This is a genomic window from Aquabacterium commune (genome assembly GCF_004362855.1).
GTDB lineage: Bacteria > Pseudomonadota > Gammaproteobacteria > Burkholderiales > Burkholderiaceae_C > Aquabacterium > Aquabacterium commune.
The window spans coordinates 256,698-269,568 of the sequence record NZ_SNXW01000005.1 but is presented as its reverse complement, the minus strand read 5'-3'; the positions used below and the strand labels follow the sequence as shown (position 1 = coordinate 269,568).

Sequence of the window (12,871 nt, the reverse complement as noted above, 5' to 3'; positions counted from 1 at the left end):
AATAGGTTCGGATATACGACATCGTGAACGCCAATGGTGTGCAAGAAATTCACAGCAACGGACCTTTGTCCGACACCACTCCGTCCAACCAATCAGCCCAGGCTTGCATCATCTGCCGCCGTTCCGGCAAATAGTCAGCATGGTTGTAGGCCGCCTTAACGCGGTTGCGCTCGGTGTGCGCCAATTGCAGCTCGATGATTTCGGATCGATAGCCCATCTCGTGCAAGCGCGTTGAGGCAGTGGCCCGGAAGTCGTGGCCCGAGACTTCGCCAACAGCAAAGCCCATGATGGAAAGCGCGCGGTTGACCGTGGTGCCGCTCATCACGTCATGCGGGCGTCGGGTGTTCGGGAAAAGGCAACGTCCATCACCAGTGACGGTCTTCAATTCACGCAAGGCCTCAATGGTCTGCCTTGCCAGCGGCACGATGTGCATGCGGCGCATCTTCATCCTCTCGGCAGGAATGCGCCACTCGGCTTCCTCCAGATGGAAGTCAGCCCATTCGGCATGCCTCACTTCAGTGGTTCGGACAAAGGTCAACAGCAAGAGTCGCACGGCAATGATGGTGGTCCGGTGTCCGCCGTACACAGCGAGTCGCCTTTGCAGGTCTGCGATATCTTCTCGTGACAGCGGCTTGCTGTGCTCAACGGGTGGCCGAATGACTGCACCACGCAAAGGCGCCGCAGGGTCAAGGTCCGCGCGCAGCGTTGCGACGGCATAGCGAAACACCGCCGAGCACCACTGGCGCAAATTGAGCGCCACGGTTTCCGCTCCGCGCTTTGACGCACGGTCCAGGATCGCCAGGACGTCTGCCGATGTCACTGCGCGGATGGGCAGTCGCCCAATGCGCGGGTAGATGTCCGTCTTCATGCCCCGCTCGATTTGCAGCAGGTAGTAGGGCGTCCAGCCACCACGCTTCTTCTCGATCCACTCCTGCGCGATGGCCTTGAAGGTGTCGCGGTTGCTTGCAATGGTCTGGCGTCGCCCGTTCTGTCGATCATGTGCAGGGTGCTGCCCCTTCTTGATCAGTTCGCGTGCGTCGTCGCGGACCTTGCGCGCCTCGGACAGGGTGATGGTCGGGTAGTCGCCAAGGGCAAACAGGTTCTCTTTGCCATCGATGCGATACCGGTAGCGCCAGAGCTTCGAGCCGTTGGGCTTGACCTCCAGGTACAGGCCATTGCCATCAGAGAGCTTCAGCGGCCTTTCGCTGGCCTTGGCCTGACGGATCTTGATGTCGGTGAGTGGCATGGCTGCTCCGCTGAATTCCCCGGCGCGCACAGGCGAGCCGACCTGAATTCATCTTTGCAGCCATGCCTGGCGCGTCAAGATCAGTGGGTGCAATGCTGCTTACAAGGCACCGTCAGACGGGTGCTTTGACCATGGCAACGGCTCAAAACCGATACCCGCTTTGATACCCGCTTTTTCCCGGGATGAGAGGGGCTTTGGTGAGACGTCAAGAGCCACGCTTCCCAGGAGAACGCCGGATTTTGAGTCTGTATGGGACGCCAGAAAACGACCTTGGGGCTGGTCGATCATCAGCAGCATGGCCGCAATCCTCGCATCTCAGGATGGGTTCACGGGGTGGCTTTGTACCATCCCCTCAGGCGGGGCCGGACGCTGGTGGGCAGCGTTGCTCGGCCTTCCCCGGTCGGGACCCTTGTCTGGGGCGGCCGCACGGTGGGGGGCCGGCGCGCAGGGTCAGGTGGTCATGGCTGGCGTCACCGCCACCAGCGGGAATCCTTCAGAACGAGGATGGACATGACCTGTGCTTGCTGCATGATGCCCATTCTATGCCACCCCCTGCCCCCATGCAGCGCCCTCCTTTGCAGCCTCACCACCCCACCGCCGCTGGCGACAAGTCACTGCTGGGCCTGGAATTGCTGCGCTTTGCCTGCGCCATCTCGGTGCTGCTGTGGCACTACAACCACTTCTACGTGGTGGGCGCGGCGCACCAGGGTTTCAGCGTGAGGGCGCAGCCGCTCTACGGCCTGCTCAAGCCGTTTTACGAGGCCGGCTGGCTGGGCGTGCAGGTGTTCTGGGCGCTGTCGGGCTTCATCTTCTTCTGGAAGTACGCGCAGCCGGTGCAGCGCGGCGAGGTGTCGGCCTGGCGCTTCGCCGTGCTGCGTTTTTCGCGGCTCTACCCGCTGCACATCGCCACGCTGCTGGCGGTGGCGGCCATGGCGTGGTGGTACCGGCAACAGCACGGCGTGGATTACGTTTACCAGTTCAACGACTGGCCGCACTTCGCGCTGCAGCTGCTGCTGGCCAGCGACTGGCCGGGGCGCTCGGAGTGGTCCTTCAACGGCCCGATCTGGAGCGTGTCCATCGAGGTGCTGGTCTATGGCCTGTTCTTCGCGCTGTGCCGCCTGGGGCTGACGCGCTGGTGGCAGGTGCTGGGCATCATCGGCGTGGCAGGCGCGGTGTACGCCAGCAAGCGCACCGAACACCCCATCGTGCTGTGCGTGTTCTTCTTCTACCTGGGCGCCTTGACGCACCTGGCGCACGAGGCGTTGGGGCGGCTGGGCCCGAGGCTGCAGCAGGCGCTGCTGGCTGCAGGGGTGTTGCTGCTGGTGGCCGGCACGGCGGTGACCGCCCTGGGCGCCCTGCGCCCGATGTTCTACACGGCCTTGCTGGCACCGCTGGCCATGCTGCTCTTGCTGCGCTGGGTGCGGCCCGCGTCGCCCTCGGTGTCGGGCCTGATCGCCACGCTGGGCAACACGACCTACGCCAGCTACCTGCTGCACTTCCCGCTGCAGTTGCTGGTGGCCAACCTGAGCGGCGGCCAGCCAGAGCGCCTGCCGCTGGCCTCACCGGCCTGGCTGCTGGGCTACCTGGCGCTGACCTTCGGCCTGGCCGTGTGGGTGTTCCGGCGCTTCGAGGTGCCGACACAGGCGGCGCTGCGGGCGCGGCTGCTCACAGCCCCTGCTCGACCATCTCTGCCGCGCGGATGACGGCGCGGGCCTTGGCCTCGGTCTCTTGCCATTCGAGCTCGGGCACCGAGTCGGCGACCACGCCGGCACCGGCCTGCACGTAGAGCGTCTGGTCCTTGATGACGCCGGTGCGGATGGCGATCGCCACGTCCATGTCGCCAGCAAAGCTCAGGTAGCCCACCGCGCCGCCATAGACGCCACGCTGCACGGGTTCGAGCTCGTCGATGATCTCCATGGCGCGGATTTTCGGGGCGCCGCTCAGCGTGCCCGCCGGGAAGCTGGCGCGCAGCACGTCCAGGCCGGTCATGCCGTCTTTCAGCGCGCCCTCGACGTTGCTGACGATGTGCATGACGTGCGAGTAGCGCTCGATGCCGAAGGCCTCGGTGACCTTCACCGTGCCGGTTTTGGCGATGCGGCCGATGTCGTTGCGCGCCAGGTCGATCAGCATGACGTGCTCGGCGCGTTCCTTCGGGTCGGCCAGCAGTTCGCGCTCGTTGGCCACGTCGGCCTCGGGCGTGGCGCCGCGCGGGCGCGTGCCGGCAATCGGACGGATGGTGACGGTTTCGCCGCCCTCGGCGTTGTGCTCCTGGCGCACCAGGATCTCGGGGCTGGAGCCCACGACGTGGTGGTCGCCCAGGTCGTAGTAGTACATGTAGGGGCTGGGGTTGAGCGAACGCAGCGCGCGGTACAGGCTCAAGGGCGAGGCGGTGAAGCGCTTTTCCAGGCGCTGGCCAATGACCACCTGCATGCAGTCGCCCGCGGCGATGTAGTCCTTGCACTTGCGCACAGCGGCTTCGAAATCGGCCTTGGCGAAGTGGCGCTCGACGGGGTGGCGCTCGGCCTCGGGCAGGGCCGCGATCGGCGGCACCGGCACCACGGCGTTGAGCTGCGCCTGCAGCTCGGCGATGCGCGCCACCGCGCGGTCGTAAGCCCCCGCCTGGGCCGGATCGGCATAGACGATCAGGTAGAGGCGGTCGGCGAGGTTGTCGATGACGGCCAGCTCCTCGCACTGCAGCAGCAGGATGTCGGGCGTGCCGATGCTGGGCGTGTCGGGCCGGCGGGCCAGGCGTGGCTCGATGTGGCGCACCGTGTCGTAGCCGAAGTAGCCGGCCAGGCCACCGCAAAAGCGCGGCAGGCCTTGCGGCACCGCGGCCTGGAAGCGCTGCTGGTAGGCGGCGATGAAGTCCAGCGGGTTGGTCTCGTGCGACTCGACCACCACGCCATCGGTGACGACTTCGACATGGCGACCGCTGGCCCGCACCAGGGTGCGCGCCGGCAGGCCGACGAAGGAGTAGCGCCCGAAGCGTTCGCCGCCCACCACCGACTCCAGCAGGAAGCTTTGCGGCCGTCCTTGCGTGAGCTTGAGGTAGAGCGACAGCGGGGTGTCGAGGTCGGCCAAGGCCTGGGCGACCAGCGGGATGCGGTTGTGCCCTTGCGCGGCCAGGGCCTGGAATTCGTGGTGGGTGATCATGGTTCGCGGGGCCTCCGTGCCCCAGGTACGTCGGCCAGGGCGCGGCAGGGTGCGCAGCGCTGGCATGGAAACAGACAAGGTCGCCAACGGCATGTGCGGCGTCTTCAGGCGGACATCAACGACGCCAGGGCCAGGCTCCCCGGTCGTGTGCACCTCTGGTCTGTTTGCGTGGAACGAACATGAATTCAGTGTAGCAGGGCGAGGGTTGGCACAGGCGGCACCCCATGCCTCCTGGCAAGGCGTGATTTAACCCCCATCGTGCGTGGTCAGCCCCCTGGAATGGGCGTCGGGATGTTCCGGGGCTTCACCTCCGCCACCGGGAAAACGCACATGGCGTGAAACGCTGCACGGGTAACAATCGATTACCGGTCACTTTCCACAAGAGACAAACATGCTGCACCAATGGAATCTGCGCGCCCGGGCCGCAGGCGGGTGTGTCGCCACCGGACTTGCCGCCGCGTCCCTGAGCCTGGGCCTGAGCCTGGTTTCGGGCACCAGCGCGCTCGCACAGTCCGCCGACACGGTGGGCGTGCACTACAACCAGGCCATCAAGGTTGAAGGCACCCCGCTGACGCTCAATGGCACGGGGGTGTCCTACCGCGCCGTGGCCAAGCTCTACACCGTCGGCCTGTACGTGCCGCAGAAGTCGTCCAAGGCCGACGTCATCTTCTCGACCAACGGCCCGAAGGAGCTGCGCTTCGTGATGCTGCAGGGCATGCGCGTCGATGAAATCGGCAAGGTCATCACCAAGGGCATCGAGGCCAACAGCAGCCGCGAAGAGTTCTTCCGCCTGATCCCGGCCATCCGGACCATGGGCGAGCAGTTCTCGCGCATCCGCCGCATGAACGCCAACGACGTGCTGTCGGTGGAATATGTGCCCAAGCGCGGCACCATGTTCTACGTCAACGGCGCGCCGGTGGGCCTGCCCATCGAAGATGCGACTTTCTTCCCCGCCGTGCTGCGCGTGTGGCTGGGCAGCCACCCGACCACGCAAGACCTGAAAGACGCGCTGCTCGACTTCCGCGCACCGCCCGTGCTGGACGCGCTGCTGTGAGCAGCGCCTGGCGCCTGGGTTCAGCCCTGGCGTTCAAGGCCTGAACAGGCCGGCCCAGTCCACCTGGTCCAGCCGGTCCACATGGGCCAGCGCCGGCACCGCCTCGATGGGGTGGCCGTGGTTGTAGCCATAGCGCACCAGCAGCACCTCGCAGCCGGCCGCACGCGCGGCTTGGGCGTCGTTGCTCGAATCGCCCACCATCAGCGTCTGCGCGGGTGACACGCCCAGGGCCTCGCAGGTCTTGACCAGCGGCAGCGGGTCGGGCTTCTTGCGCGCGAACGCATCGCCACCGAACACGTGCGCGAAGTGAGCGCGCAGGCCTTTGCGCGCCAGCAGTTGCTCGGCGAAGGCCGTGGGCTTGTTGGTCAGACAGGCCAGCGGCAGGCCCAGGGCCGTCAGTTGCGCCAGGCCTTCGGCCACGCCCGGGAACACATCGGCGTGCTGGCCATTGAGGCGCAGGTAGTGCGGCTCGTAATGGCGCCAGGCCTCGGGCACGGCCTCGACCGCCTCGACCGCGTCATCGGGCAAGCCCCAGGCATGGGCCAGGCTGCGGCGCAGCAGGTCTTCGGTGCCCTTGCCGACCGTCATCTCGACGAAGCCGCGGTCCACCCGGGCGATCTCGATGGGGTTGCAGCCCATGTCGGCCAAGGTGTGCTGCAGCACGGCCACGAAGTCGCCGAGGGTGTCCACCAGGGTGCCGTCGAGGTCGATGATGGCGGCGCGCAGGGGGTGGGCGAGCGTCAGGGCGGGGCGGGCGGCGTTCATGGGGCTGGGCGGGTGTCCCGCAGGGTGCGAAGGCACCGATTTTCGCCCATGCGCCCACACCCCCCGCGAGCGCGGGGTGCCCGCGGGATGCGCCGATGACAGAACGCCCCGAACCTTGACGCGCCCATGACCCAGATGGGGTATTTCTTCATTTGACAACGCATCTTTTCACATATAAAGTCGGCAGCCATTGACCCTCATCAAACCGCAGGCGCCACACGGAGACACGCCTGCCGGCCCACCCGGGCCAGCACACTGGAGTTGCCGCATGTCTGAACACTTTGACGTCGTGATCGTGGGCGCTGGCCTGTCCGGCATTGGCGCCGCCCGCCACCTCAAGACCCAGTGCCCCGGCAAGACGTTTGCCATCCTGGAAGGCCGCGATACCATCGGCGGCACCTGGGACCTGTTCCGCTACCCCGGCATCCGCTCCGACTCGGACATGTACACCCTGGGCTACAACTTCAAGCCCTGGACCGAGCCCCAGGTCATCGCCGACGGCGACCGCATCCGCAACTACATCCGCGAAACCTCGCGCGAGAACGGCATCGACAGCCACATCCGCTACGGCAGCAAGGTCGTGTCGGCCGACTGGAACAGCGAGACCGCCGCCTGGACGCTGACGGTGCAGAAGAAGTCGGGCGAGACGCAACAGGTCAGCTGCAACTGGCTGATGATGTGCTCCGGCTACTACAACTACGAAGAGGGCTTCACGCCCGACTTCCCCGGCCGCAACGACTTCAAGGGCCAGGTCATCCACCCGCAGTTCTGGCCCGAGAAGCTCGACTACAGCGGCAAGCGCGTGGTCGTGATCGGCTCCGGTGCCACCGCGATCACCCTGATCCCGTCGATGACGGACAAGGCCCAGCACGTGACCATGCTGCAGCGCACGCCCAGCTACGTGATCTCGGTGCCGCAGTTCGACCCGATGGTGCGCGTGCTGCTGAAGTTCCTGCCCGAGATGACGGTCTATAAGATGAGCCGGGCGCGCAACAACTTCATCACCCAGCTGATCTTCAAGCTTTCGCGCAAGTACCCCAACGCGGTGCGCAAGTTCCTGCTCAAGCAGGTGAAGGTGCAGGTCGGCCCGAACTTCGACATGAAGCACTTCACGCCGCCCTACAACCCCTGGGACCAGCGCCTGTGCGCCGTGCCAAATGGCGACATGTTCAAGGTGCTGAAAAAAGGCAAGGCTTCGGTGGTGACCGACCACATCGACCGCTTCACCGACAAGGGCATCCTGCTGAAGTCGGGCCAGACGCTGGAAGCCGACATCATCGTGACGGCCACCGGCCTGAACCTGCGCCTGTTCGGCGGCATGACGATGAGCGTGGACGGCAAGGCCATCCAGATGAACGAGCACATCTCGTACAAGGGCCTGATGTTCAGCGACATCCCCAACTTCTCGAACACGCTGGGCTACACCAACGCTTCGTGGACGCTGAAGGCCGACCTGATCGCCGAGTACGTCTGCCGCCTGCTCAAGCACATGGACAAGACGGGCACGCGCATCGCCGTGGCCGAGCGCAACGACCCCAACGTCAAGCCCGCACCGCTGCTGGACATGAGCTCGGGCTACGTGGCCCGCGCCGAGGCCCACCTGCCCAAGGGCGCCGACCGCGCCCCGTGGAAGCTGTACCAGAACTACGCCATGGACATGGACCAGCTGCACAACGGCAAGCTGGAAGACGGCGTGATGACCTTCCGCAAGCCCAGCGCGGCGCAGCGCAAGGCGGCTTGATCACGGGGCTGTGATCGCTCAAAACCGGTAAGCGGCGTTGGCCGGGTCGAAGTCGCCATCGGTGAAGGTGGCCGGCACGATCTTGTCGAACAGGATGCGTTCCTGGATGTCGCCCTCCGCGTCCCAGGACTCGACCTGCAGCACCCAGGGCTGGCGCAGGTTCAGGCAGATGCGGGTGCGCGCGGCGTAGTGGGCTGGCGGGCCGGACGACGGTGTCCAGCCCAGGGCCAGGCAGCGCTGGCCGGCCACCGTCAACACCTCGAAGCTGTCGGCCTGCGGGCTGCGGCCTTCGGCGCGGTAGCGTTGCAACTCGGCCGCGACCACGTCGGCGATGAAGCGCGGGCTGAGGTCCAGCACGCTGTGGTTGGAGTTCTCACGCGCCAGGCTGCCGTCCAGCGCCGTCCAGATCGACATGACGTTGAAGGCGCCGCCCAGGTGGCCGTACATGGCGTCGGGCCGCCGGCGTGCGTCGTAGAGGATCTCCTGGCCGGCTTTGGGGCCGCCCGGCAACCAGGCCATGTACACCTGGCGGGGCTGGCGCCGGTACTTGATGTGGTTGAGGAAGGGCTTGTCGCTCCAGCGGCCGTGGATGCGCTCCTGGCGCTTCATCCAGATCTCCAGACCTTCGTGCTGGCTGGCACCCAGTGCCAGCGCCGTGGCCAGCACCTCGGGCGACAAGGCCCGGAAGCTGCGCACGAGGGCCTCGTCGTCCAGGGCCAGGAAGGCCCCGGCGTGCCAGCGCTGCAGCAGGTCGCGGGCCTGCTGGCGCACGTCCTCGGTCTGCCACGGCGGGTGGCCCTGGGCATGCAACCCGTGCGGGGCCGCGGCCAGCCCGCACACCCACACGGCCAGGCCCGCCGCGCGCATCGCCCGCAGGCAGGCTTGGCGGCGGCTGGATGGAGGAGGCGGTTCGGGATGCATGGCGCCAGCTTAGGAAGCCGCTGACAGCAGGGTCTTGCGACAGCGCAAACCCATGCGGCCCAGGGCCAGGCTGTGGGGGCATGAAACCTGCCAGCCGTGGGACCCCGGCGCTATACTCCGCCCGTCACTGGGGAGTAGCCGCTGCCCGCCGTGTGCGCCCCAAGCGCCGCGGCCCATGGCTGACGTCAACACACTTGGCCCGCAGGCCATGGCGTCAGCAGCCTCACCGCACCGCACCGCGTTGTGGGGCCTGGCAAGACCTTTGACCACCACGCTGTCGTCCGGGCCGGAGCAGCGTCGTGGTCATCCGTCTTTTTCCGGCCTGTGAGTTGCCATGCAAGCCTTCCTCGAATCCTTCACCGTGTCCACCGGCGTCGTCGCGCTCGCCGAAATCGGGGACAAGACGCAACTGCTGGCCTTCCTGCTGGCCGCCCGCTTCAAAAAGCCCCTGCCCATCATCGCGGGCATCTTCGTGGCCACGGTGCTCAACCACGGTCTGGCCGGCGCCTTGGGCTCCTGGATCACCGCGACCGTGAGCCCCGATGTGCTGCGCTGGGTGCTGGGCATCTCCTTCATCGGCATGGCGGTGTGGACGTTGATCCCCGACGAGATCGAGGACGACGAGGCCCAGGTGGTGCAACGCTTCGGCGTGTTCGGCGCCACGGTGGTGACCTTTTTCCTCGCCGAAATGGGCGACAAGACGCAGTTCGCCACGGTGGCCATGGCCGCGCACTACAGCAGCGATGCGGCCGGCCCGCTGTGGGTGATCGCTGGCACCACGCTGGGCATGATGATCGCTGACGTGCCCGCCGTGTTCGTGGGCGACAAGCTCGCGGCGAGAATCCCGATGCGGCTGGTGCACGGCATCGCCGCGGGCATCTTCGGTTTGCTGGGCGCCGCCACCCTGATGGGCGCCGGGAAAGGATTCGGGCTGTGACCTCACTGAGCGCACTTTTGCAAGAAGGCCATGGCTGGCTCTTCGTGCCGAGCGCCATCGCGCTGGGCGCCCTGCACGGCCTGGAGCCCGGGCATTCCAAGACGATGATGGCCGCTTTCATCGTGGCCATCCGCGGCACCCTGACGCAGGCCGTGCTGCTGGGCCTGTCGGCCACGCTGTCGCACACCGCGGTGGTCTGGGCCGTGGCGCTGGCCGGCCTGTACTTCGGCCAGCACTGGGACGCCGAGGCCTCGGAGCCCTGCTTCCAGCTGGCCTCGGCCGCCATCATCATCGGCGTGGCGCTGTGGATGGCCTGGCGGACGTGGCGGGGGCAGCATGGGCGCCACCATGGCCATCACGACGATCACGGCGATCACCACCACCATCACGACCATGGCCACGACACCGGCCACAGCCATGCGGCAGGCGGCCACGCGCATCCACACGGGCACACCCACGTGCATCCGCACGACCACAACCACGCCCCCCTGCACCTGGACCACGACGCCAGCGACGCCCACGCCCGCGCCCACGCCGAGGACATCCAGCGCCGCTTCGCCGGCCGCGAGGTGACGACCGGCCAGATCATCGTGTTCGGGCTGACCGGCGGGCTCATTCCCTGCCCGGCGTCCATCACCGTGCTGCTGCTGTGCCTGCAGCTCAAGCAGGTGGCGCTCGGTGCCACCCTGGTGCTGGGTTTCAGCGTCGGCCTGGCGCTGACGCTGGTGGCGTCGGGCGTGGTGGCCGCGCTCGGCATGCGCCACCTCAGCCGGCACGCCGCCGCCCGCTGGCCGGGCCTGCGCCACCTCACCGAGAACGCGCCCTACATCTCCAGCGCGCTGATCACGCTGGTGGGGCTGTACGTGGGCTGGCAGGGTTGGCACGCCCTGGGCTGACCGACCGCCTCCCAGCGTCAAGCAATTGACGCGTGGGGCTGCAGACACAGTTCACGCAGCCCCTGGGTGACCCGCTGGGCAAGCCACGGGCCTTGGGGCAAGATGGTTTCATCCCATGCTGACCCGGGCCTGTGCGCCCCGCCCTCCATGAAACTCGCAGACAGCGTCTTCCTGATCACCGGTGGCAGCTCCGGCCTGGGCGCGGCCACCGCCCGCATGGCCCTGGACGCCGGTGCCCGCGTCCTCATCGCCGACCTGGCGCCGCCGCGCGAAGGCTTCGTCACCCCGCAAGACGGCGACCGCCTGGCCTACCTGCCCACCAATGTGGCGGACGAGGCCAGCGCCCAGGCCGCGGTGGACACCGCCGTGCAGCGCTTCGGCCGCCTCGATGTGCTGGTCAATGCCGCCGGCATCGGCCCGGCCGAAAAAATCCACGGCAAGAACGGCCCGCACCGGCTGGACAGCTTCGCCCGCACCGTCCAGGTCAACCTGATCGGCACCTTCAACATGATGCGGCTGGCGGTGGCGGCGATGGTGGCGTCGGGCGTGCCGGGTTCTGGCGCATCGGGCCAAGGAGAGGCCCACCCCGAAGACTCGCAGGGCGTGATCGTCAACACCGCCTCGGTGGCGGCCTTCGACGGCCAGATCGGCCAGGCCGCCTATGCCGCGTCCAAGGGCGGCGTGGTGGCCATGACCTTGCCCGCCGCGCGCGAGCTGGCGCGCGACCGCATCCGCGTCATGACCATCGCCCCGGGCATCTTCGAAACGCCCATGCTGCTGGGCCTGCCGCAGGAGGTGCAGGACAGCCTGGGCCGCAGCGTGCCCCACCCGGCGCGCCTGGGCCGCCCGGCCGAGTACGCCGCGCTGGTGCGCAGCATCGTGGACAACGACTACCTCAATGGCGAGGTGATCCGCATCGACGGTGGCATCCGCATGGCCGCCAAGTGAAGGCCACTTTCAGGAGCCCCCCATGAACGATCCCGTCGTCATCCTGGCCGCACAGCGCACGGCCATCGGCAGCTTCCAAGGACAGTTCCAAAGCGTGAGCGCGCCGCAACTGGGCGGGGCCGCCATCCGCGGCGCCATCCTGAAGGCGGGCGTGCACGCCAGCGAGGTGGACGAGGTGCTGATGGGCTGCTGCCTGATGGCCGGCCTGGGCCAGGCCCCGGCGCGCCAGGCCCTGTTGGCCGCCGGCCTGCCCGACCACGTGCCCGCCACCACCTTGACCAAGATGTGCGGCTCCGGCATGAAGACGGTGATGCTGGCCCACGACCAGCTGCTGGCCGGCAGCGCCAGCCTGCTGGTGGCCGGCGGCATGGAGTCCATGAGCCGCGCGCCCTACCTGTTGCCCTCGGCCCGCAGCGGCCAGCGCCTGGGCCACGGCCAGATGCTCGACCACATGTTCCTCGACGGCCTGCAGGACGCCTACGACGGCCAGCTGATGGGCGTGCACGCCGAGGTCACCGCGCAGGAGATGGGCTTCACCCGCGCCGAGCAGGACACCTACGCCCTGGCCTCGGTGCAACGCGCGCAAGCCGCGGTGGCGCAGGGCCTGTTTGCCGGTGAGATCACGCCGATGGAAGTCAAGGTCAAAGGTGACACCCACGCGCTGCTCACCGACGAGACGCCCGGCCAGTGCCGCCCCGACAAGATCACCACGCTCAAGCCTGCATTCGCCAAAGACGGCCAGGGCGGCACCGTGACCGCGGCCAGCTCGGCGTCGATCTCCGACGGCGCCGCGGCCCTGGTGCTGACGCGCGACAGCACGGCCCGCTCCCGCGACTGGCAACCGATCGCGCGCATCGTCGGCCACAGCACGCACGCCGGGCCGCCGCCGCGCTTCACCACCGCCCCGGTGGGCGCCATCGAGAAGCTGTTCGCGCTGACAGGTTGGTCGGACGCCGACGTGGACCTGTACGAGATCAACGAGGCCTTCGCCGTGGTCACGCTCATCGCCATGCGCGAACTCGGTCTGGGCCACGCCAAGGTCAACGTGCACGGCGGCGCCTGCGCCCTGGGCCACCCCATCGGTGCCACGGGCGCGCGCATCCTCGTCACGCTGGTGCATGCGCTGCAACAACGCGGCCTCAAGCGCGGTGTGGCAGCCTTGTGCATCGGTGGTGGCGAGGCCACGGCCATGGCCATCGAGCTGTTGTGA

The 12,871-nt window shown here is 67.6% G+C and carries 12 protein-coding genes and 1 riboswitch; of the genes, 7 read left to right on the top strand and 5 right to left on the bottom strand.

Annotated elements, in window-relative coordinates:
- Nucleotides 1-49: 49 nt before the first annotated feature.
- The gene (locus tag EV672_RS10885; protein WP_133609099.1) at nucleotides 50-1,246 is read right to left on the bottom strand and encodes a tyrosine-type recombinase/integrase; all 1,197 of its coding nucleotides are present in this window, start codon (nucleotides 1,244-1,246) and stop codon (nucleotides 50-52) included.
- 99 nt (nucleotides 1,247-1,345) lie between these two features.
- Complete coding sequence (locus tag EV672_RS18715; RefSeq protein WP_166643541.1) at nucleotides 1,346-1,543, bottom strand: hypothetical protein; 198 nt, start codon at nucleotides 1,541-1,543, stop codon at nucleotides 1,346-1,348.
- Nucleotides 1,544-1,788: 245 nt separating this feature from the next.
- On the opposite strand from EV672_RS18715, the gene EV672_RS10880 reads away from it, so the two are divergent.
- Nucleotides 1,789-2,949 carry an acyltransferase family protein gene (locus EV672_RS10880; protein ID WP_166643540.1) on the top strand — a complete coding sequence of 387 codons (1,161 nt, stop codon included), beginning with the start codon at nucleotides 1,789-1,791 and terminating at the stop codon, nucleotides 2,947-2,949.
- Here the strand turns inward: EV672_RS10880 and trpE are convergent.
- On the bottom strand, nucleotides 2,912-4,399 hold the full coding sequence (gene trpE / locus EV672_RS10875) for an anthranilate synthase component I (RefSeq protein WP_133609094.1): 1,488 nt from the start codon (nucleotides 4,397-4,399) through the stop codon (nucleotides 2,912-2,914). The two genes, EV672_RS10880 and trpE, sit on opposite strands and share 38 nt — an antisense overlap.
- A gap of 391 nt (nucleotides 4,400-4,790) precedes the next feature.
- On the opposite strand from trpE, the gene EV672_RS10870 reads away from it, so the two are divergent.
- A complete protein-coding gene (locus EV672_RS10870; protein ID WP_133609092.1) occupies nucleotides 4,791-5,453 on the top strand; it encodes a chalcone isomerase family protein in 663 nt (220 codons plus the stop codon).
- A 33-nt stretch (nucleotides 5,454-5,486) separates the two neighbouring features.
- Here the strand turns inward: EV672_RS10870 and gph are convergent, their stop codons facing one another.
- Nucleotides 5,487-6,218: a phosphoglycolate phosphatase gene (gene gph, locus EV672_RS10865; protein WP_133609090.1), complete on the bottom strand. Its 732-nt coding sequence runs from the start codon at nucleotides 6,216-6,218 to the stop codon at nucleotides 5,487-5,489.
- 268 nt (nucleotides 6,219-6,486) lie between these two features.
- Here gph and EV672_RS10860 point away from each other — a divergent pair, with 268 nt between their 5' ends.
- The gene (locus tag EV672_RS10860) at nucleotides 6,487-7,959 is read left to right on the top strand and encodes a flavin-containing monooxygenase (protein WP_133609088.1); all 1,473 of its coding nucleotides are present in this window, start codon (nucleotides 6,487-6,489) and stop codon (nucleotides 7,957-7,959) included.
- Nucleotides 7,960-7,977: 18 nt separating this feature from the next.
- Here EV672_RS10860 and EV672_RS10855 read toward each other — a convergent pair whose 3' ends face one another.
- The gene (locus EV672_RS10855) at nucleotides 7,978-8,880 is read right to left on the bottom strand and encodes a DUF1571 domain-containing protein (RefSeq protein ID WP_133609087.1); all 903 of its coding nucleotides are present in this window, start codon (nucleotides 8,878-8,880) and stop codon (nucleotides 7,978-7,980) included.
- A gap of 117 nt (nucleotides 8,881-8,997) precedes the next feature.
- Nucleotides 8,998-9,132: riboswitch (yybP-ykoY riboswitch) on the top strand.
- Nucleotides 9,133-9,214: 82 nt separating this feature from the next.
- On the opposite strand from EV672_RS10855, the gene EV672_RS10850 reads away from it, so the two are divergent.
- The 4 genes from EV672_RS10850 to EV672_RS10835 all read left to right on the top strand — a co-directional run bounded on the left by EV672_RS10850 (nucleotide 9,215) and on the right by EV672_RS10835 (nucleotide 12,871).
- Nucleotides 9,215-9,817: a TMEM165/GDT1 family protein gene (locus EV672_RS10850; RefSeq protein WP_133609085.1), complete on the top strand. Its 603-nt coding sequence runs from the start codon at nucleotides 9,215-9,217 to the stop codon at nucleotides 9,815-9,817.
- On the top strand, nucleotides 9,814-10,713 hold the full coding sequence (locus EV672_RS10845; RefSeq protein WP_133609083.1) for a nickel/cobalt efflux transporter: 900 nt from the start codon (nucleotides 9,814-9,816) through the stop codon (nucleotides 10,711-10,713). The genes EV672_RS10850 and EV672_RS10845 overlap by 4 nt, the downstream gene beginning before the upstream one ends.
- Nucleotides 10,714-10,860: 147 nt before the next feature.
- Nucleotides 10,861-11,661: an SDR family NAD(P)-dependent oxidoreductase gene (locus EV672_RS10840; RefSeq protein WP_133609081.1), complete on the top strand. Its 801-nt coding sequence runs from the start codon at nucleotides 10,861-10,863 to the stop codon at nucleotides 11,659-11,661.
- Nucleotides 11,662-11,683: 22 nt separating this feature from the next.
- Nucleotides 11,684-12,871, top strand: a complete 1,188-nt coding sequence (locus EV672_RS10835; RefSeq protein ID WP_133609079.1) for an acetyl-CoA C-acyltransferase — start codon at nucleotides 11,684-11,686, stop codon at nucleotides 12,869-12,871.

Excerpts from the sequence above, each read along its gene's own strand:
- EV672_RS10870 (WP_133609092.1), top strand. The coding sequence starts at position 4,791 with ATGCTGCACCAATGGAATCTGCGCGCCCGGGCCGCAGGCGGGTGTGTC.
- EV672_RS10885 (WP_133609099.1), bottom strand. The coding sequence starts at position 1,246 with ATGCCACTCACCGACATCAAGATCCGTCAGGCCAAGGCCAGCGAAAGG.
- EV672_RS10880 (WP_166643540.1), top strand. The coding sequence starts at position 1,789 with ATGCCACCCCCTGCCCCCATGCAGCGCCCTCCTTTGCAGCCTCACCAC.
- EV672_RS10840 (WP_133609081.1), top strand. The coding sequence starts at position 10,861 with ATGAAACTCGCAGACAGCGTCTTCCTGATCACCGGTGGCAGCTCCGGC.
- EV672_RS10860 (WP_133609088.1), top strand. The coding sequence starts at position 6,487 with ATGTCTGAACACTTTGACGTCGTGATCGTGGGCGCTGGCCTGTCCGGC.
- trpE (WP_133609094.1), bottom strand. The coding sequence starts at position 4,399 with ATGATCACCCACCACGAATTCCAGGCCCTGGCCGCGCAAGGGCACAAC.
- EV672_RS10835 (WP_133609079.1), top strand. The coding sequence starts at position 11,684 with ATGAACGATCCCGTCGTCATCCTGGCCGCACAGCGCACGGCCATCGGC.
- EV672_RS10855 (WP_133609087.1), bottom strand. The coding sequence starts at position 8,880 with ATGCATCCCGAACCGCCTCCTCCATCCAGCCGCCGCCAAGCCTGCCTG.
- EV672_RS18715 (WP_166643541.1), bottom strand. The coding sequence starts at position 1,543 with ATGCTGCTGATGATCGACCAGCCCCAAGGTCGTTTTCTGGCGTCCCAT.
- gph (WP_133609090.1), bottom strand. The coding sequence starts at position 6,218 with ATGAACGCCGCCCGCCCCGCCCTGACGCTCGCCCACCCCCTGCGCGCC.
- EV672_RS10850 (WP_133609085.1), top strand. The coding sequence starts at position 9,215 with ATGCAAGCCTTCCTCGAATCCTTCACCGTGTCCACCGGCGTCGTCGCG.